The 18,341-nt window shown below is 63.5% G+C and carries 17 protein-coding genes; 9 read left to right on the top strand and 8 right to left on the bottom strand.

Annotated features, from left to right (window positions below; all coding sequences use genetic code 11):
* Positions 1–4: 4 nt before the first annotated feature.
* Entirely contained in the window at positions 5–694 is a 690-nt protein-coding gene (locus NAV27_RS13555) for a YggS family pyridoxal phosphate-dependent enzyme (RefSeq protein WP_102829096.1), read from the bottom strand.
* A gap of 66 nt (positions 695–760) precedes the next feature.
* Between NAV27_RS13555 and NAV27_RS13550 the strand changes: the two genes are divergently transcribed.
* The 3 genes from NAV27_RS13550 (at position 761) to NAV27_RS13540 (ending at position 3,501) form a co-directional block, all read left to right on the top strand.
* Complete coding sequence (locus tag NAV27_RS13550) at positions 761–1,795, top strand: type IV pilus twitching motility protein PilT (RefSeq protein ID WP_008568507.1); 1,035 nt, start codon at positions 761–763, stop codon at positions 1,793–1,795.
* Between the two features lie 55 nt (positions 1,796–1,850).
* Positions 1,851–2,996, top strand: a complete 1,146-nt coding sequence (locus NAV27_RS13545; protein WP_008568506.1) for a PilT/PilU family type 4a pilus ATPase — start codon at positions 1,851–1,853, stop codon at positions 2,994–2,996.
* Positions 2,997–3,105: 109 nt separating this feature from the next.
* Positions 3,106–3,501: an NINE protein gene (locus tag NAV27_RS13540; RefSeq protein WP_008568505.1), complete on the top strand. Its 396-nt coding sequence runs from the start codon at positions 3,106–3,108 to the stop codon at positions 3,499–3,501.
* 83 nt (positions 3,502–3,584) lie between these two features.
* Here the strand turns inward: NAV27_RS13540 and NAV27_RS13535 are convergent, their stop codons facing one another.
* From NAV27_RS13535 to gshB, 7 genes are all read right to left on the bottom strand, one after another.
* On the bottom strand, positions 3,585–4,856 hold the full coding sequence (locus NAV27_RS13535; RefSeq protein ID WP_102829095.1) for a dihydroorotase: 1,272 nt from the start codon (positions 4,854–4,856) through the stop codon (positions 3,585–3,587).
* Positions 4,856–5,872, bottom strand: a complete 1,017-nt coding sequence (locus NAV27_RS13530; protein WP_102829094.1) for an aspartate carbamoyltransferase catalytic subunit — start codon at positions 5,870–5,872, stop codon at positions 4,856–4,858. Before NAV27_RS13530 ends, NAV27_RS13535 begins: the two co-directional genes overlap by 1 nt.
* Positions 5,873–5,881: 9 nt before the next feature.
* Entirely contained in the window at positions 5,882–6,394 is a 513-nt protein-coding gene (pyrR, locus tag NAV27_RS13525; RefSeq protein ID WP_102829093.1) for a bifunctional pyr operon transcriptional regulator/uracil phosphoribosyltransferase PyrR, read from the bottom strand.
* 22 nt (positions 6,395–6,416) lie between these two features.
* Positions 6,417–6,845 carry a Holliday junction resolvase RuvX gene (gene ruvX / locus NAV27_RS13520; protein ID WP_043299511.1) on the bottom strand — a complete coding sequence of 143 codons (429 nt, stop codon included), beginning with the start codon at positions 6,843–6,845 and terminating at the stop codon, positions 6,417–6,419.
* Positions 6,842–7,411 (bottom strand): YqgE/AlgH family protein, encoded by a 570-nt coding sequence (locus tag NAV27_RS13515; RefSeq protein WP_043299512.1) that lies wholly within the window; start codon positions 7,409–7,411, stop codon positions 6,842–6,844. Before NAV27_RS13515 ends, ruvX begins: the two co-directional genes overlap by 4 nt.
* 73 nt (positions 7,412–7,484) lie before the next feature.
* Positions 7,485–8,378, bottom strand: coding sequence for an energy transducer TonB (locus tag NAV27_RS13510; RefSeq protein WP_043299513.1), 894 nt, complete (start codon positions 8,376–8,378; stop codon positions 7,485–7,487).
* 87 nt (positions 8,379–8,465) lie between these two features.
* Positions 8,466–9,416 carry a glutathione synthase gene (gene gshB, locus NAV27_RS13505; protein WP_077682770.1) on the bottom strand — a complete coding sequence of 317 codons (951 nt, stop codon included), beginning with the start codon at positions 9,414–9,416 and terminating at the stop codon, positions 8,466–8,468.
* A 232-nt stretch (positions 9,417–9,648) separates the two neighbouring features.
* Between gshB and pilG the strand changes: the two genes are divergently transcribed.
* The 6 genes from pilG to NAV27_RS13475 form a co-directional block, all read left to right on the top strand.
* The gene (gene pilG / locus NAV27_RS13500; RefSeq protein WP_003286242.1) at positions 9,649–10,056 is read left to right on the top strand and encodes a twitching motility response regulator PilG; all 408 of its coding nucleotides are present in this window, start codon (positions 9,649–9,651) and stop codon (positions 10,054–10,056) included.
* Between the two features lie 41 nt (positions 10,057–10,097).
* Positions 10,098–10,463 (top strand): twitching motility response regulator PilH, encoded by a 366-nt coding sequence (gene pilH / locus NAV27_RS13495; RefSeq protein ID WP_008568495.1) that lies wholly within the window; start codon positions 10,098–10,100, stop codon positions 10,461–10,463.
* Between the two features lie 62 nt (positions 10,464–10,525).
* Positions 10,526–11,062: a chemotaxis protein CheW gene (locus NAV27_RS13490; RefSeq protein WP_008568494.1), complete on the top strand. Its 537-nt coding sequence runs from the start codon at positions 10,526–10,528 to the stop codon at positions 11,060–11,062.
* A gap of 75 nt (positions 11,063–11,137) precedes the next feature.
* Positions 11,138–13,186 carry a methyl-accepting chemotaxis protein gene (locus tag NAV27_RS13485; RefSeq protein ID WP_102829092.1) on the top strand — a complete coding sequence of 683 codons (2,049 nt, stop codon included), beginning with the start codon at positions 11,138–11,140 and terminating at the stop codon, positions 13,184–13,186.
* Positions 13,187–13,249: 63 nt separating this feature from the next.
* Positions 13,250–14,116, top strand: coding sequence for a CheR family methyltransferase (locus NAV27_RS13480; protein WP_043299523.1), 867 nt, complete (start codon positions 13,250–13,252; stop codon positions 14,114–14,116).
* A gap of 11 nt (positions 14,117–14,127) precedes the next feature.
* On the top strand, positions 14,128–18,341 hold a 4,214-nt coding region (locus NAV27_RS13475), incomplete at its 3' end, for an Hpt domain-containing protein (RefSeq protein WP_256055306.1).

The following is an 18,341-nucleotide window of genomic DNA, read 5'->3' as shown; positions in this document are numbered from 1 at the left end:
TCCTTTATTGAGGGCGGCCGTAGTCACGGGCGCCGAACAGGGCAGTACCGATGCGCACCCAGGTGGCGCCTTCGGCGATGGCCGCTTCGAGATCCTGGCTCATGCCCATCGACAGCGTGTCCATGCAGAGATCCAGTTCGTCGCGCAGATGGCGCAGGCGGGCGAAGGCGGCGCGCTGCACGGCGGCATCGTCGCTCGGCGCGGGAATGCACATCAGTCCGCGCAGGCGCAGGCGCGGCAGCGCGGAGATCGCGGCGACCAGTTCCCGCGCCTCGCTTTCGCTGCAGCCGGATTTGCTCTGCTCGTCGCTGACATTGACCTGCAGGCACACGTTCAGCGGCGGTAGATGCGCGGGACGCTGGTCGGACAGGCGCTGGGCGATCTTCAGTCGATCCACCGAATGCACCCAGTCGAAATGCTCGGCGATCGCCTTGGTCTTGTTCGACTGGATGGGGCCGATGAAGTGCCAATTCAGCGGAAGGTCGGCGAGCAGCGCCTGCTTTTCCAGCGCTTCCTGCAGATAGTTCTCGCCAAAATCGCCCAGGCCAGCGGCGAATGCTTCGCGCACGGCGCCGGCCGGCTGGGTCTTGCTGACGGCCAGCAGACCGACCGTGGAAGGCTCGCGCCCCGCAGCTTGCGCCGCCTCACGGATGCGCGCTGCGACCTTTGCAATATTGTTCGCTATCGTGGACATTACCTGCGCCCGCCGCCTGAGGGTCTGCGCGGCATTCTACCCGCTTGCCTGTAATTGGGGAGTCCCATGGATATCACAGAACTGCTGGCCTTCAGCGCCAAGCAGGGCGCGTCCGACCTGCACCTTTCCTCCGGCCTGCCGCCGATGATCCGCGTCGACGGCGACGTGCGGCGGATCAACCTGCCGGCGATGGACCACAAGCAGGTGCACGCGCTTATCTACGACATCATGAACGACAAGCAGCGCAAGGATTACGAAGAATTCCTCGAGACCGACTTCTCCTTCGAGGTGCCCGGCGTCGCGCGCTTCCGGGTCAACGCGTTCAACCAGAACCGCGGCGCCGGTGCGGTGTTCCGGACCATTCCCTCCAAGGTGCTGACGATGGAAGACCTGGGCATGGGCGAGGTCTTCCGCAAGATCACCGACGTACCGCGCGGTCTGGTGCTGGTCACCGGTCCGACCGGCTCGGGCAAGTCGACCACCCTGGCGGCGATGCTTGATTACCTGAACAACACCAAGTACCACCACATCCTCACCATCGAGGACCCGATCGAATTCGTTCACGAATCGAAGAAGTGCCTGGTCAACCAGCGCGAAGTGCACCGCGACACGCTGGGCTTCGCCGAAGCGCTGCGTTCGGCGCTGCGTGAAGACCCGGACATCATCCTGGTCGGCGAGATGCGCGACCTGGAAACCATCCGCCTGGCGCTGACCGCCGCGGAAACCGGTCACCTGGTATTCGGCACGCTGCACACCACCTCGGCCGCCAAGACCATCGACCGCGTGGTCGACGTGTTCCCAGCCGAGGAAAAGTCGATGGTGCGCTCCATGCTGTCCGAGTCGCTGCAGGCGGTGGTTTCCCAGACCCTGCTGAAGAAGGTCGGCGGCGGACGGGTGGCGGCGCACGAGATCATGATCGGCACCCCGGCGATCCGTAACCTGATCCGCGAGGACAAGGTCGCGCAGATGTACTCGTCGATCCAGACCGGTGGCGCGCTGGGCATGCAGACCCTCGATGCGTGCCTCAAGGGCCTGCTCGCCAAGGGGCTGATCAGCCGCGACAGCGCCAAGGAAAAGGCCAAGCAGCCGGAAAACTTCTGACAATCACCCGTCGCGCCCGCCTGGATACAGCGGCGCCACGCTTGCGAGTACGACGATGGAATTCGAGAAACTGTTGCGCCTGATGGTGGAAAAAGGCGGCTCCGATCTGTTCATCACGGCCGGTGTACCGCCGTCGATGAAGATCAACGGCAAGATCATGCCGGTGAGCAAAACGCCGATGTCGCCGGAGATGACCCGCGAAACGGTGCACGGCGTGATGAACGAACAGCAGCGTCGCGAGTTCACCGAAAACCACGAGTGCAACTTCGCCATCAGCGCCCGCGGTATCGGGCGTTTCCGCGTCAGTGCCTTCTACCAGCGCAACCTGGCCGGCATGGTGCTGCGTCGCATCGAAACCAACATCCCGACCATCGAAGACCTAAAGCTGCCCGATGTGCTGAAGAAGCTGGCGATGACCAAGCGCGGTCTGGTGCTGTTCGTCGGCGCCACGGGTACCGGCAAGTCCACCTCGCTGGCGGCGATGATCGGCTACCGCAACAAGAACTCGAGCGGTCACATCATTTCCATCGAGGACCCGATCGAGTTCATCCACCAGCATCAGAGCTGCATCGTCACTCAGCGCGAGGTCGGCATCGACACCGAATCGTTCGATGTGGCGCTGAAGAACACCCTGCGCCAGGCGCCGGACGTGATCCTCATCGGCGAGGTGCGGACCCGCGAGACGATGGACTACGCCGTGGCCTTCGCCGAGACCGGCCACCTGTGCCTGGCCACCCTGCACGCCAACAACGCCAACCAGGCGCTGGACCGCATCATCAACTTCTTCCCCGCCGACCGGCAGCAGCAGGTGTGGATGGATCTGTCGCTGAACCTCAAGGCCATCGTCGCCCAGCAGCTGGTGCCGACGCCGGATGGCAAGGGTCGCCGTGCGGTCATCGAGGTGCTGATCAATACTCCGCTGGCCGCCGACCTGATCCGCAAGGGTGAGGTGCACGAGCTGAAGAATCTGATGAAGCGCTCCACCGAACTGGGCATGCAGACCTTCGACCAGGCGCTGTACAACCTCTACGTCCAGGGCGAGATCACCTACGAAGACGCGCTGGCTCATGCCGACTCGGCCAACGACCTGCGTCTGCTGATCAAGCTGGGTTCGGAAACCGACGGCGAGCATCTGACCAGTGTGTCGCAGGGCCTGAGCCTGGAAGTCAGCGACGACGATCCGGGGCGTAGCTTCCGCTAGCGCTGCCGTCCCGCGCCGCGCCGCGAACGGAGCAGCAGGTCCGGTTGTGCCGGATGCGCGCGCGGCGATACAGTCGAGACGCTGATCCATCGCAGCCAAGGGGGCAAACGTGCAGCAGGACACACACAGCAAGGTGATCGGATATCTTCTATGGATATTCGGTTTTCTAGGGTCGCACCGTTTCTACTACGGTCGGCCAGTCACCGGGACCATCTGGTTCTTCACGCTCGGCCTGTTCTTCATCGGCTGGATCATCGACCTGTTCCTGATCCCGTCGATGGACCGCGAAGCCGACCTGCGCTTCCAGTCCGGTTCCATCGACTACAACGTCGCCTGGATCCTGCTGACTTTCCTCGGCGTGTTCGGCGTACATCGCATGTATCAGGGCAAATGGATCAGCGGGATCATCTACCTGTGCACCGGCGGGCTGTTCTTCCTCGGCGTGCTCTATGACTTCTGGACGCTGAACGACCAGATTTCCCTGCGCAACGCGCAGCAACGCTGAGGTGAACGCAGCGGTGGCTGCTGACGTCGGTCTGCGGTGAGCGCGCGACCGGTGCGGGTTTCCGCACCGGTCGCGCTGTGCTTTCAGCCCTGGAAACTGATGTGTCCGTCGACGATGGTGTAGCGCACAGCGCTCGGCAGGCAGTGGCCCATGAACGGGCAATTGCGCCCCTTGGAAAGCCAGGTTTCGCCGACCAGCGTCGAGCTGCGTGGGTCGAACAGCACCAGATCCGCTGCCTGGCCGACGGCGAGACGGCCCGCCGGCAGGCGCAGGGCGGCCGCCGGGCCGCTGGACAGGCGCGCCAGCAGCGTCGGCAGATCGAGCAGACCGTCTTCCACCAGGGTCATGGCCAGCGGCAGGAGAATTTCTGCGCTGCTGATGCCCGGCTCGGTCTCGCCGAACGGTGCCAGCTTGGCATCGACTTCATGCGGCTGGTGATGGCTGGCAATCGCCGAGATGACACCCGCCTTCAGCGCCTCGCGCAGACCGTCGCGATCGGCACGGCTGCGCAGCGGCGGCTGCACGTGATACAGGCTGGAGAAACCGTGCAGCGCCTCGTCGGTGAGAATCAGCTGATACAACGCCACGTCAGCGGTCACCCGCAGGCCGCGTGCCTGGGCGTCAGCGATCATCTGCGCGCCGCGCGCACTGGTCAGCTGGCTGAAATGCGCGCGGACGCCGGCCTGCTCCACCAGCAGCAGGTTGCGCGCCAGGGCCACGGTCTCGGCGCTCTCCGGAATCCCCGACAGGCCGAGAAAGCTGGCCGCCGGGCCCTCGTGGGCGAGACCGCCCTCGGCCAGGTCGCGGTCCTGCGAGTGCAGAACGATGGTCAGGTCGAAGGTCGCGGCGTATTCCAGCGCGCGCCGCAGGTTGCGGTTGCTGGCGAAATCGGCGAGGCCGTTGCCGAACGCGACGCAGCCGGCTTCGCGCAGAGCGACCAGCTCGGACAACTGCTCGCCGGCGAGATTGCGGGTCAGCGCGCCGATCGGATAGACCTTGGTGTGGCCGGATTCGCGGGCGCGATCGAGGATCAGCTCGGTGACCGCCGCGGTATCCAGCACCGGCTTGGTCAGCGGTGGGCAGCACAGCGTGGTGGTGCCACCCGCCGCCGCGGCGAGGGTTTCGCTGGCAATGCTGCCCTTGCGGCTGTAGCCGGGTTCGCGCAGGGCCACGGACAGATCGACCAGCCCTGGAGCTGCGATCAGGCCGTTGGCGTCGATGCTCTGCTGCGCGACGAAGCCGGCGGGCTGGGCGCCGATTGCGATGATTTTGCCGGCTTCGATATAGATGTCGGCGACTTCGTCCCGCCTGCTGACTGGGTCGATCACGCGCGCGCCGAGGATGTGGGTAAGCATCAGTTCTGCTCCTCGGAGACGGATTCGGACTCGAGCTGACGCTGTGTCGCCTGCCCGCTCATGGCCATCGACAGCACCGCCATGCGAATGGCGATGCCGTAGGTGACCTGGTTGAGAATCACCGATTGCGGACCGTCGGCCACCGCCGATTCGATTTCCACCCCGCGGTTGATCGGCCCCGGATGCATGACGATGGCGTCCGGCTTGGTGAGGCGCAGGCGCTGCGCGGTCAGACCATAGAGCTTGTAGAACTCGCCCTCGCTGGGCAGCAGGCCACCCTGCATGCGTTCGCGCTGCAGGCGCAGCATGATCACCACGTCGACATCGCGGATGCCTTCGTCCATGTCATGGAACACGCGCACGCCGTACTGCTCGAGCCCGCTGGGCAGCAAGGTCTTCGGACCGATCACGCGGATGTCCGGGCAGCCCAGGGTCTTCAGCGCCAGCATGTTCGAGCGCGCTACCCGCGAGTGCAGGATGTCGCCGACGATCGCCACTGAGAGGTTTTCGAAGCCGCCCTTGTGCCGGCGAATGGTCAGCATGTCGAGCATGCCCTGGGTCGGGTGCGCATGGCGGCCGTCACCGCCGTTGATCACCGCCACGTTGGGGCAGACGTGCTCGGCAATAAAATGCGCCGCGCCGGAATCGGCATGGCGTACCACGAACATATCGGCGGCCATTGCCTCGAGATTGCGCAGGGTGTCAGTCAGCGTCTCGCCCTTGCTGGTTGACGAGGTCGATACGTTGAGCGTGATGACGTCTGCCGACAGCCGCTGGGCGGCCAGCTCGAAGGTGGTGCGGGTGCGTGTGGAGTTCTCGAAGAACACATTGCACACCGTCCGTCCGCGCAGCAGCGGGACCTTCTTCACTGCCCGCGCGCCTACCTCGAGGAAGGAGTCGGCGGTGTCGAGGATTTCGGTGAGCAGCTCGCAGGACAGGCCGTCCAGCGAGAGGAAGTGGCGCAGCTGGCCGTTGTCGTTCAGCTGCAGCGGGCGCTTAACGTCGGGTTGCGTCATCGCGAGGTCTCAGTTGGCGGAATCGAGGGTCTGCAGCTCGAGGGCGAGCGGTGCGGGGCCGAGCAATTTTATGCGCTGCTGGGGTGTCAGCGACAACGTGGCGCCGACCACGTCCGGGCAGATCGGCAGCTCGCGAGCGTTCAGATCGAGCAGGCAGACCAGCGTCACGCTGGCCGGGCGGCCATAGTCGAACAGCTCGTTGAGCGCCGCGCGTATGGTGCGACCGGTCATCAGCACGTCATCGATCAGCACCAGGTGCTGTCCTTCGATCTCGAACGGCAGCTCCGACGGCCGCACCTGCGGGTGCAAGCCGCTCTGGGTGAAGTCGTCACGGTAGAAGGATACGTCGAGGATGCCCAGCGGCTCGTCCCAGCTGCCTTCATCGAGCAGCGCCTGGGCGACCCAGATACCGCCGGTGCGTATACCGATGAAGCGCGGTGCGACGATGGCGCGGCTGTGCAAGTGCTGGCGCAGGGCAGCCGCCATCTCGGGTAGCAGCTGCTCGGGATTGGGCAGGGTCATGGATTCTCCTCGCTCGTGCGGGTCAGGCCGTGGCGTGTTCGCTCAGCCAGCCCTCCAGTAAAAGTGCGGCCGCCAGCGCATCGACCGGGCGTTCGCGATAGCCGCCGTGCTGGCCCTGGCGCAGGCGTTCGCCCTTGGCCTCGAAGGTGGTCAGGCGTTCGTCGTGGGTGTGCACCGGCAGGTTGAAACGCCCCGCCAGGCGCCGGGCGAATTTTTCCGCGCGGGCGCTCATCTCGCTCGGGCTGCCGTCCATGTTCAACGGCAGGCCCACCACCAGTGCGTCGGGTTGCCATTCGCGCAGCAGTGCCTCGATCCGGCTCCAGTCAGGTGTGCCGTTCTGCGCCTTCAGCACGCAGAGCTCACGTGCCTGTCCGGTGATGGCCTGGCCTACTGCCACGCCGATCTGCTTGGTGCCGAAGTCGAAGCCGAGCAGCAGACGCGGTGCGCTCATGCGTGGCCCACCTGGCTACTCAACAGTCGCAGGTCGATGCCAAGACTGGCGGCGGCGGCCTGCAGTCGCTGTTCGGCTGGCAATTCGAACAGGATTCGGGGATCCGCCGGACAGCTCAACCAGGCGTTGTCGGCCAGTTCGGCCTCCAGCTGGCCGGCGTCCCAACCGGCGTAGCCGAGGGCGATGAAATGTTGCTGCGGCCCGTGGCCATCGGCGATGGCGAACAGCACGTCCTGCGAGGTGGACATGCCCAGCTCGCCGAGCGCCAGGGTCGCCTGGAACTGCTCCTCTGACGGATGCAGGACGAAGCCACGGTCGCTCTGGACCGGGCCGCCGCTGTAAACGGTGAGCTCATGGCAAGCTGGCGCGATAGGTTCTTCGGGACGCAGCTGCTCGAGCACATCGGCCAGATTGAGGCCGCTGGGGCGGTTGATTACCAGTCCCATCGCGCCCTGAGGGCCATGCTCGATCAGGTAGATCAGCGCCTGGGCGAAATTCGGGTCGGCCATGTGTGGCATGGCAATCAAGAAATGATGCTTGAGGTAGCTGGGCGCGGTGCTTTTCATGCCGGCTAGCTTAAGGCCTGCCGGGGCGGCAGGCTACTGGCATGCTCGCGTTGAGACCGTCCGTCGTGCCGGCTCAGCGACTGGACAGTCGGTCGCCACGCTCGAAGCGCCAGGTGCGGATGATCTCGACCTGGTCGAACTTCTGCCCCAGCTCGCCGGTGAACGGCGCGAAGGGGGCTGCCAGGCGAACGATGCGGAGTGCGGCCTCGTCCAGTACGGGCTGGCCGGATGATTCAAGCACGCGCAATTCCTGCACCGTGCCGTCTCGGTTGATGGTTACCAGCATCCGCAGGCTGCCGTAGATGCGCTGGCGGCGGGCCTCGTCCGGATAGTTGAGGTTGCCGATGCGCTCGACCTTCTTGCGCCATTCGTCGCGATACCAAGCGCTGATGTCACGCATCGTTGCCGCGCTGTTCTGCCGATTGACGCGCGGTCGCTTGGCGTAGCGCTCGACGTCCTGTGCCAGCTCGGCTTCTAGGCTGGCAATCTCGGCGCTCAGCTGGGAGCTGTCGAATGCGGGCGCCGCTTGCGGTTTGGGCTGCGGTTGACGCTGTTGCTTGGTCGGAGTCTTGTCGGGTTGCGGGCTGCGTGTGGCAATCGCTGCCTTCGGCGCTTCCTGGCGGGTTGCCTGCGGGCGGCTGGGTGGTGGGGAAACCTTGCGTACCTCGGTGTCCTGAAACGGTGCCTGCACGTTGGTCTTGGGCGATGCCTTGTGCTCGAGCGTACCGCTGCCCTGCTGGTTATCCTGGGCCAGGAAGTCCGCCTCCTTGGGCTTTTCCTTGCTCTTGAAGGTGGACAGCGTGATTTCCAGGGTCTTGCTGATCTGCTGGGGCTCGGCAATCGAAAAGCCCAGGCCGAGGATCAAGGCGACGTGCAATACGGCGGCGAGAAACAGGGTGAAACCTAGTCGATCGGCCGGGCGGACGCGGGGTGATACTGAGGATGGCTGGCGGATTGCTGCGTTCATCGCGTTTCGGTCGGCTCGAAAGTGCCGCGCAGTCTGCCGGCTTTGAGCTTCAAGCCGCAAGCTTCAAGCTCAAAGGTGTTAGCTGGTTCAAGCTTGCAGCTTGGCGGCGATGGCCTCCATCAGGCGCTCGGCGATACGCGTGTCGAAGGCGCTGTCGATCTCGCGGATGCAGGTCGGGCTGGTGATGTTGATTTCCGTGAGGTAGTCGCCGATGACATCCAGTCCGACGAACAGCAGGCCGCGCTTGCGCAGCTCCGGGCCGACGATGGCGGCGATCTCGCGGTCGCGCTCCGATAGCGGTTGGGCGACGCCGCGGCCGCCAGCGGCGAGGTTGCCGCGCGTCTCGCCAGCGGCCGGGATGCGTGCCAGACAATACGGCACCGGCTCCCCGTCGATCATCAGAATGCGCTTGTCGCCATCCTTGATGGCTGGAATATAGCGCTGCGCCATGATCTGGCGACTGCCGTGCTCGGTTAGCACCTCTAGGATCACCGAGAGGTTCGGGTCGCCTTCGCGGTGGCGGAATATCGAGGCGCCGCCCATTTCATCTAGGGGTTTGAGAATGATGTCACGCTGCTCGCGGGCGAACTCGCGCAGAATGTCCGACCGGCGACTGACCAGCGTTGGCGGAGTGCATTGCGGAAACTGCGTGGCGAAGAATTTCTCGTTGCAGTCGCGCAGGCTCTGGGGGCGATTGACTACCAGGGTGCCAGCCTGTTCGGCCAGTTCCAGCAGGTAGGTGGCGTAGACGTATTCGCTGTTGAATGGCGGATCCTTGCGCATGAGGATCACATTCAGTTCGGCCAGTGCGGTGTCGCGCTCCTCTCCGGTTTCGAACCAGTGCGTCGGGTCATTGAAGACCGTTAGCGGGCGCATTCGCGCGCGGGCCTGGCTGCCCTGTTGGTAGAGGTCGCGCTGCTCCATGTAGTGCAACTCCCAGCCGCGAGCCTGGGCGGCCAACAGCATGGCCAGCGAGCTGTCCTTCTTGAAGGAGATCTGCGCGATAGGGTCCATGATGATCCCGACGCGAACGGTCATATCGGTTCTCCGCAGGTGGTGGGCGTGGCCGCCGAGGCGTGAAGTGCCGACGCAGATTGGCGACGGTTGTGCGCTGGGTCAAGGAAAATCCGAGTGATTTTCCCGTCGATAGCCTGTGCAGAATGAGTGTGCTACAAAGGTCGCGCGATGGGCGGGGCCTATCGGTTTCAGGGCCTTGCGGCACTCTGGCTTAACGAAAAATTACGACTCATCGAGGCGATGGTAGGGCGAAATGGAACAGCACTCCGAGGGCTTGAAGGTCATGGTGATCGATGATTCGAAAACGATTCGTCGCACCGCTGAAACCCTGCTGAAGAAAGTAGGTTGTGACGTCATCACGGCGGTGGATGGCTTCGATGCGCTCGCCAAGATCGCCGATACCCATCCGCGTATCATCTTTGTCGATATCATGATGCCTCGACTCGATGGTTATCAGACCTGCGCCTTGATCAAGAACAACAGCTCGTTCAAATCGACGCCGGTGATCATGCTGTCCTCCAAGGATGGCTTGTTCGACAAGGCGAAAGGGCGCATCGTCGGCTCCGATCAATACCTCACCAAACCTTTCAGCAAGGAAGAGCTGCTCGGCGCCATCAAGGCTCACGTTCCTGATTTCGTACCCGTCGAGCAGGCATCCTGATTCCGTGTTGTGTGCTGTTGAAGCCTTCTAATGGAGAAAACATGGCTCGCGTTCTGATTGTTGATGACTCGCCGACCGAAATGTACAAGCTGGCTGCCATGCTGGAGAAGCACGGACATGTCGTGCTCAAGGCCGAGAATGGTGCTGACGGCGTGGCGCTGGCTCGGCAGGAAAAGCCGGACGCGGTACTGATGGATATCGTCATGCCGGGACTTAACGGTTTCCAGGCGACGCGGCAGCTGACCAAAGATTCGGAAACCAGTCACATTCCGGTGATCATCGTCACCACCAAGGATCAGGAAACCGATAAGGTCTGGGGCAAGCGCCAGGGGGCCAAGGATTACCTGACCAAGCCAGTGGACGAGGCGACGCTGTTGCAGACCTTGAACGCCGTGCTGGCTGGCTGACACCGGATCATCCCGATTGCAGGTGGTTTCAACGACCTGACAGAGCAGGGGAGTGGTCGGTAATGTCGGATAAGCAGACACCATTTCAGCGATTGCTGGAGATCGATGGTCGTTGCCGTCAGCTGGCAGCAGGGCTGCCCTCTCAGCAAGAGGTAGTGCAGACCTGGGGCGGGATCGGTTTTCGTATGGGGGGGCGGTTGTTCGTCGCGCCGATGGGGGAGGTCGGCGAGATCCTGCATGAACCGCGCTATACCTTGCTGCCTGGCGTCAAAAGCTGGGTTAAAGGGGTTGCCAACGTGCGCGGCCGATTGTTGCCGGTAATGGATCTGTGCGGCTACTTGGGCTACGAGCTATCGCCTTTACGCAAACAGCGTCGGCTACTCGTCGTTGATCATCAGGACGTCTTCGCAGGGCTGACGGTCGACGAGGTCTTCGGCATGCAGCACTTTCCCGTGGAGGCGTTCTCGGAGCAAGTACCACCGGTAGAGGCGGCAATTCAGCCTTTTATTCACGGCGTATTTCAGCGGGAACAGCCTTGGCTGGTCTTCAGCCCGCATGCGCTGGCGGCGCATCCGACTTTCATGGATGTTGCTTTCTGATGTTGGTGGGCCGGCAAGGTGCCGGCCTTTTGGTTTTTGATGGAAGCGCACGGGGGTCCAGGCGGGGGCCGGATAATGAAAAAAATGAAAGCGATTGCTTTGTTGAGCGGCCTGCGTAGCAATACGCTCATCACTGGGCTGTTCGTTGTTCTGATCGTTTCGATCGTACTGTTGTTCGCGAATTTCGCGTACGTCAATCGGCAGGCCGACCATGATAACGAGTACATCGCGCACGCTGGCGAACTGCGCGTACTGTCACAGCACATCGCAAAGAACGCGGTGGAAGCAGCGGCCGGTACGAAGGAAGCCTTCGCCTCGTTGAAGGCGGCCCGCAACGACTTCGACCGGCGCTGGGGTTATTTGTCCAAGGGTGACGAAAGCATCGGCCTGCCCGCCGTACCGCAGAGCCTGCAGGTCGAGATCGATGCGGTGCAGCAGGATTGGAACACGCTGCGTCGCAACACTGACGCCATTCTGGCCAGCGAGCAGACGGTGCTGTCGCTGCATCAGGTGGCGACCACTCTGGCTGAAACCATCCCACAGCTGCAGGTTGAATACGAAGAGGTCGTGGACATCCTGTTGGAAAGCGGGGCACCCGCCGCCCAGGTTTCGGTCGCGCAGCGCCAGTCTCTGCTGGCGGAACGTATTCTCGGCTCGGTGAACAAGGTGCTTTCCGGCGACCAGGATTCGGTGCAGGCTGCAGACATGTTCGGCCGTGATGCCAGCCTCTTCGGCCGCGTTCTAAATGCGATGATCGAAGGCAACGTGGCAATGGGGATCAGTCGCGCGACGGATGCCGAGGCGCTTGATCGCCTGGCCGAGATCGCCGAACTGTTCCAGTTTGTCTCGGGTTCGGTGGACGAGATTCTGGAAACCTCGCCCGAACTGTTCCAGGTACGCGAGTCGGCCACCAGCATTTTCGAGGTGTCGCAGACGCTGCTCGATAAGACGTCCGCGCTTGGCGAGGGCCTGCAGAATCGTGCCGATGCCCGCTATCTCAATACCATCGCCGGCTACGTGCTGGGCGCCTTGGCGCTGGCGTCGATCATCCTGATCGGTCTCGTGATGGTGCAGGAAGCGCGTCGTCGCTTGAGCGAAACGGCCGAGAAAAACGAGCGCAACCAGGCCGCGATTCTGCGCCTGCTCGATGAAATCGGCGACCTCGCCGACGGTGACCTCACCGTGGCGGCGACTGTAACCGAGGACTTCACCGGCGCGATTGCTGACTCCATCAACTACTCCATCGACCAGCTGCGCGAACTGGTGGAAACCATCAACCAGACTGCGGTACAGGTTTCCGGCGCGGCCCAGGAAACCCAGGCGACCGCCATGCACCTGGCCGAGGCGTCCGAACATCAGGCACAGGAGATCGCCGGGGCTTCGGCGGCAATCAACGAGATGGCCGTTTCCATTGACCAGGTATCCGCCAACGCCGCTGAATCGTCCGCGGTAGCAGAGCGCTCGGTTGCGATTGCCAACAAGGGTAACGAAGTGGTGCACAACACCATCACCGGCATGGATAACATCCGCGAGCAGATCCAGGACACTTCCAAGCGGATCAAGCGCTTGGGCGAGTCCTCGCAGGAGATCGGTGACATCGTCAGCCTGATCAACGACATCGCCGACCAGACCAACATCCTTGCGTTGAACGCCGCGATCCAGGCATCGATGGCCGGCGACGCGGGTCGCGGCTTCGCGGTGGTTGCGGATGAGGTTCAACGCCTGGCGGAACGCTCGTCCGCTGCGACCAAGCAGATCGAGGCGCTGGTCAAGACCATTCAGACCGATACCAACGAGGCCGTAATCTCGATGGAGCAGACCACGTCGGAAGTGGTACGCGGTGCACGCCTTGCGCAGGATGCCGGTGTGGCGCTGGAGGAGATCGAGAAAGTGTCCAAGACCCTTGCGGCGCTTATCCAGAACATTTCCAACGCAGCGCGCCAGCAGGCCTCCTCTGCCGGTCACATCTCCAACACCATGAACGTGATTCAGGAGATCACCTCGCAGACCTCGTCCGGTACCAGCGCCACTGCCAGAAGCATTGGTAACCTTGCCAAGATGGCCAACGAGATGCGCCAGTCGGTTTCCGGCTTCACTCTGCCGGACGCTCAGGATCGGGCGTGATTCGACCGCAGCGGCGGCCGCTGGCGGCCGCCGCTCATGATCATGAGCGAGGGGCAGGGCAGCATGCAGTCAAGACTGGACTGGGCTTTGGAGCCGATTGCCGAGATGTCGGCAGCGGAATTCCATGTCTGGCAGGCCCTGCTCGAAGAGCGTTCGGGCATGGTGGTTTCCGAGGGGCGTCGCGTCTTTCTGCAGACCAATCTCAGTGCGCGCATGCGCGAAATCGGCGCCGCCGACTATTCGAGTTACTACCGCCAGGTCACGGCCGGCCCGCGTGGTGCGGTGGAATGGTCGCTGCTCATGGACCGGCTGACGGTGCAGGAAACTCGGTTCTTTCGGCATCCCGAGTCGTTCACGCTGCTTGAACGCTATCTGGCGCAGCGTTTGCGCCACGAAGGCATCGAGCGGCCCTGGAGCCTCTGGAGCGTCGGTTGTGCCAGCGGCGAGGAGACTTACTCGTTGGCCATCAGCGCCTCCGAAGTCCTGCGCGATTGCGCCGCTGTCGATCGTTTCGGTGTAACCGGCACCGATATCAGCCTCAGTGCTCTGGAGAAGGGGCGCAATGCTATTTACGACGAGCGTCGTCTGGAACAGGTAGCAGCGCCCTTGCGTGAGCGTTATTTCGTCAGCATGCCGCACAACCGTGCCCAGGTCGCGCCTGAGTTGGTGGCGCGGGTCTGCTTCGCCAAGCTAAATGTTCTGGAGCTGGCCAGCGCGCCGCTTGCAGGACTGGACGTCATTTTCTGTCAGAACCTGCTGATCTATTTTCGTCGCTGGCGCCGCCGCGAAATCCTGAACCGTCTGGCCGAGCGACTCGCGCCGGGAGGATTGCTGGTGGTCGGTGTCGGCGAGGTGGTGGGTTGGCAGCATCCGGACCTGGTGCCGGTGGCCGATGATCAGGTTCTGGCCTTTACCCGGAAGAGTTTATGAGCGGAGTCGCTATGGGTGATCGGCACGATTATGTCGCCCTGGAATGGGTGAAAGGCGAGATCGCCGAAACCCTCAAGCAGGCACGTCAAGCCTTGGAAGCCTACGTAGAGGCTCCGCAAGATTCGACGCGGATGCGCTTCTGCATGACCTATGTGCATCAGGTGCATGGCACCTTGCAGATGGTCGAGTTCTTCGGCGCGGCCTTGCTGGCCGAGGAAATGGAACAGCTCGCGCGCGCGCTGCTGGAGGAGCGGGTCGCCAATCGCGCCGAGGCGCTCGAGGTCCTGATGCAGGCCATTCTGCAGATGCCGGTTTACCTCGATCGCATCCAGAGCGCCCGTCGCGATCTGCCGATGGTGGTGTTGCCGCTGCTCAACGACCTACGGGCTGCGCGGGGTGAAAAGCTGCTGTCGGAAACCAGCCTGTTCGCACCCGATCTGTCTGAGCGTACGCCGATACTGCCGAGCGAATCCGTTGAGCGCCTGCGGACCGAGGAGCTGCCGGTGCTGCTGCGCAAGATGCGGCAGATGCTGCAGGTCGCCCTGGTTGGGGTGATTCGCAATCAGGACCTGCCCACCAACCTCGGCTACATGGCCCGGGTCTTCGCGCGATTGGAGTCGCTGTGCAAGGACGCGCCGCTCGGCGCCCTCTGGCAGATCACTTCGGGCATGATCGAAGGGCTAGCCAGCGGTGCGGTCAGCAACGGAGCGTCGGTGCGCACGCTGTTGCGCCAGGTGGACAAGGAGTTCAAGCGGCTGGTCGAGCAGGGTGTCGACGGGCTGAACCAGCCGGCTCCCGATGAGCTGATTAAGAATTTGTTGTTCTACGTAGCCAAGGCTCCGGCCGATACGCCGCGCCTGCGCGCCCTGAGAGAGCTCTATCGGCTCGACGATGCGCTGCCCGACATGACGATCGTCGATCAGGAGCGCGCACAGCTCTCCGGTCCCGATCGGGGCGCCATGCGCTCGGTGGTTGCGGCATTGTGCGAGGAGCTGGTGCGGGTTAAGGACAGTCTCGATCTATTCGTGCGTAGCGACCGCCGCGCACTGGACGATCTGGCCAGTCTGCATGCCCCGTTGAAGCAGATTGCCGACACCCTCGCGGTGCTGGGCTTTGCCCAGCCGCGCAAGATCATCGTCGACCAGACCGGGCTGATCCAGGCGCTGACCTCGGGTCTGCGCCAGCCTGACGATGCCACGCTGATGGATATCGCTGGCGCGTTGCTTTACGTTGAGGCGACCCTGGCCGGCATGGTGGGAACAACCACCGAGGAGCAGGACGAGGCACGTCATCTGCCCACGACCGATGTTGCGCAGATCCACCAACTGGTGATCAAAGAGGCGCGCACGGCGCTTGAACAGGCCAAGGATGCGATCATCGAATTCATCGCATCGCAGTGGAATCATGATCATCTGGCCCGCGTTCCGGAGTTGTTGACCCAGGCGCGCGGCGGGCTGGCGATGATCCCGCTGCAGCGCGCCGCCGCGCTGCTCGATGCCTGCAATCGCTATATCCAAGAGCAGCTGCTGGCGCTGCGCGCGGTGCCGGATTGGCAGAGTCTGGATACGCTGGCCGATGCGATCACCAGCGTTGAATATTACCTGGAGCGGCTCAGTGAGGATTGCGGTAGTCAGGGCGACCTGATTCTCGATGTCGCAGAGGAAAGTCTGCAGCATCTGGGCTATCCGCTGGCTTCTACTAACCCATCTGTATCTGAAAAAGAGCAATCGCAACCGGAACCGGACCTGTCCGGCGATCCGCTGGACGAAATCGAGTTCCTGTTGCCCGAGGCCGATCCTGAGCCGGCGGAGGTGGCGTCGCACCAGCGAGAATATTTTGAGGAGCAAGGGGCTGGCGACGTAACGCTCGGGGAGGACGAACCGCCAGCGGCGGCCTTGCCAGCGAACGACGGCGTCGTCGCGGTGGAATACCTTTCCCTCGATGCTGAGCTCGATGACTCGGCGTCGGAATTGCCGACGCTGGAGTTCGAGATTCTGGATGAGGGTGCCCCGGCCACCAGTTGGAGCGAGGTCGAGATCGCCGATCTCGGGCTGCCTGAGATCACTCTGCCGCCTTTGAACGAGAATCTCGAAACCCCGGAACCGGCACCGGATCTGGAGCAGATCATGGCCGCCCCGGTACTGGCGATCAATCCGCCGGCCCAGGATGTACCGCCGAGCCTGCTCCCGCCGCCGGACGGGGAGGAGCCGGTCGACGACGAATTGGCCGAGGTCTTCATCGAAGAGGCGGCAGAGGTTCTGGAGACGATCCGCGAGCAGCTGCCCGCGTGGCTGGCCGAGCCCGACGACAAGACTGCGCTCGGTGAAGTGCGACGCGCCTTCCATACGCTCAAAGGCAGCGGGCGCATGGTGCGCGCGCTGGTCGTTGGCGAGCTGGCCTGGTCCATCGAGAACCTGCTCAATCGCGTGCTGGATCGCAGCATCGAGACGACCGAAGCGGTCAAGCAGGTGGCTGTTGATGTCGTTGACTTGTTGCCGGCGCTGGTCGAAGAGTTCGCCGCTCATGCGCAGCGCCAGCGCAGCGATGTCGATCAGCTGGCTGCCCGCGCGCATGCCCTGGCCAAGGGCGAGCCGCTCCCTAACCTGGCGCCCGTCGCTGCGGTAGAGCAGTCGGAACCGAGCGTAGACGTGGCTGGCGAACATGAGCCGGCCGCGGACGGGTTGGATCCGCAGTTGCTCGAGATCTTTCGCAACGAGGCCGAGGCTCACCTGACCACGCTGGTCGACTATCTCGCCGACTGCGCCCAGCGCCTTCCACAACCGGTGACCGACGCGCTGCAGCGCGCACTGCACACGCTCAAGGGCAGCGCGCACATGGCGGGTATCCTGCCGATGGCGGAGATCGCCACACCGCTGGAAAAGTTGGTCAAGGAGTTTAAGAACAACCTGATCCAGATCGAGCTCGCCGACGCTCAGCTGCTGCACGATGCCGAGCAGCTGCTGCGCCAGGGCCTGGACAATCTGCAGGAGCGGCCGCTTGCAGCGATCGACGGTGCGCCGGAGTTTCTTGCGCGCGTGCAGGCGCTGCATCAGGCCCGCCTCACCGAGGCTGGCGTACGGCGCGAGAGTGCCAAGGGGGAAGCGCGCGATCCGAGCCTGATCGCTGCGTTCCTGTCCGAGGGGATGAATATCCTGCTCGATGCCGCGGATCTGCTGCAGCGCTGGCGCGAGCATCCCACCGAGCGCCAGGAGCTATCGGCACTGCTGCAGGAGTTGAGCAGCCTGGGCCACAGTGCGCGGATGGCCGACCTGCCGCAGGTCGACGCGCTCTGCCAGGCGCTGCTCAAGCTGTACGGCGTGGTGCAGGAAGGCCGCCTGGCGGTCGATGCGCATTTCTTCGATACCGTCGAGGAGGGACACGAGGCGCTGGTCGGCATGATGGACCAGGTCGCTGCCGCGCTGCAGGTGACCGCACAGCCGGAGCTGGTCGAGCGGCTCGCAGCGCTGGCGGCGCAGGCCATCGATACGCTAGTCGCACCCGAGGAGACGTTACTCCCAGCCGTACAGCCGATAGTTGACGGATACCCCGAGATCGCGAACGAATGTGACGAGGCCGTCGCCGCCGAAGACAGTTTCGACCAGGAGATGGTGGACATCTTCCTCGACGAGGCGGTTGACCTGCTGGAGAGTGCCGGCGAGGCGCTGGAGCGCTGGCTGAGCGAGCCAGCCAACCAGTTGGCGTTGTCGGCGCTACTGCGTGACCTGCACACGCTCAAGGGCGGCGCCCGTATGGCCGGAGTGCGTCCGGTCGGTGATCTGGCGCACGAACTGGAATCGCTCTACGAAGGCTTGTCGGACGGCCGCTATGCCTATGCGCCGGATCTGGCCGCATTGCTTCAACGCAGTCACGATCAGCTGGCGCTGCAGCTCGAGCAGCTGCAATCAGGCACGCCCATGAGCGCCGCCGAGGAGCTGGTGCGGACGATCCGTGCCTATCGGCAGGGCGACCTGCCCAGCGTCGCCGCTGACGATTCAGACGGCGTGTCGGTCATGTCGCAGGAACATGCCAGCGAGTCGGTGGCCGATGCGGATGCTGCGAGCGAGGAGCTGAGCACGGGCGATCACGACGACGATCTGCAGCTCGATATCGACGCCGGCGATACCGCGATGTCGGATACCCTCGAAGCCGAAGCCGAAGCCGAAGCCGAAGCCGAAGCCGAAGCCGAAGCCGAAGCCGAAGCCGAAGCCGAAGCCGAAGCCGACCT

The sequence above is a fragment of the Stutzerimonas degradans genome (genome assembly GCF_024448505.1).
In the GTDB taxonomy this organism is placed as follows: domain Bacteria; phylum Pseudomonadota; class Gammaproteobacteria; order Pseudomonadales; family Pseudomonadaceae; genus Stutzerimonas; species Stutzerimonas degradans.
The sequence above is the reverse complement of the archived record's forward strand: the minus strand, read 5'-3'. Positions and strand labels throughout refer to the sequence as shown.

Excerpts from the sequence above, each read along its gene's own strand:
- NAV27_RS13490 (WP_008568494.1), top strand. The coding sequence starts at position 10,526 with ATGTCGGATAAGCAGACACCATTTCAGCGATTGCTGGAGATCGATGGT.
- NAV27_RS13515 (WP_043299512.1), bottom strand. The coding sequence starts at position 7,411 with ATGAAAAGCACCGCGCCCAGCTACCTCAAGCATCATTTCTTGATTGCC.
- ruvX (WP_043299511.1), bottom strand. The coding sequence starts at position 6,845 with ATGAGCGCACCGCGTCTGCTGCTCGGCTTCGACTTCGGCACCAAGCAG.
- pilG (WP_003286242.1), top strand. The coding sequence starts at position 9,649 with ATGGAACAGCACTCCGAGGGCTTGAAGGTCATGGTGATCGATGATTCG.
- NAV27_RS13510 (WP_043299513.1), bottom strand. The coding sequence starts at position 8,378 with ATGAACGCAGCAATCCGCCAGCCATCCTCAGTATCACCCCGCGTCCGC.
- pilH (WP_008568495.1), top strand. The coding sequence starts at position 10,098 with ATGGCTCGCGTTCTGATTGTTGATGACTCGCCGACCGAAATGTACAAG.
- gshB (WP_077682770.1), bottom strand. The coding sequence starts at position 9,416 with ATGACCGTTCGCGTCGGGATCATCATGGACCCTATCGCGCAGATCTCC.
- NAV27_RS13530 (WP_102829094.1), bottom strand. The coding sequence starts at position 5,872 with ATGACGCAACCCGACGTTAAGCGCCCGCTGCAGCTGAACGACAACGGC.
- NAV27_RS13480 (WP_043299523.1), top strand. The coding sequence starts at position 13,250 with ATGCAGTCAAGACTGGACTGGGCTTTGGAGCCGATTGCCGAGATGTCG.
- NAV27_RS13550 (WP_008568507.1), top strand. The coding sequence starts at position 761 with ATGGATATCACAGAACTGCTGGCCTTCAGCGCCAAGCAGGGCGCGTCC.
- NAV27_RS13545 (WP_008568506.1), top strand. The coding sequence starts at position 1,851 with ATGGAATTCGAGAAACTGTTGCGCCTGATGGTGGAAAAAGGCGGCTCC.
- NAV27_RS13555 (WP_102829096.1), bottom strand. The coding sequence starts at position 694 with ATGTCCACGATAGCGAACAATATTGCAAAGGTCGCAGCGCGCATCCGT.
- pyrR (WP_102829093.1), bottom strand. The coding sequence starts at position 6,394 with ATGACCCTGCCCAATCCCGAGCAGCTGCTACCCGAGATGGCGGCTGCC.
- NAV27_RS13485 (WP_102829092.1), top strand. The coding sequence starts at position 11,138 with ATGAAAAAAATGAAAGCGATTGCTTTGTTGAGCGGCCTGCGTAGCAAT.
- NAV27_RS13535 (WP_102829095.1), bottom strand. The coding sequence starts at position 4,856 with ATGCTTACCCACATCCTCGGCGCGCGCGTGATCGACCCAGTCAGCAGG.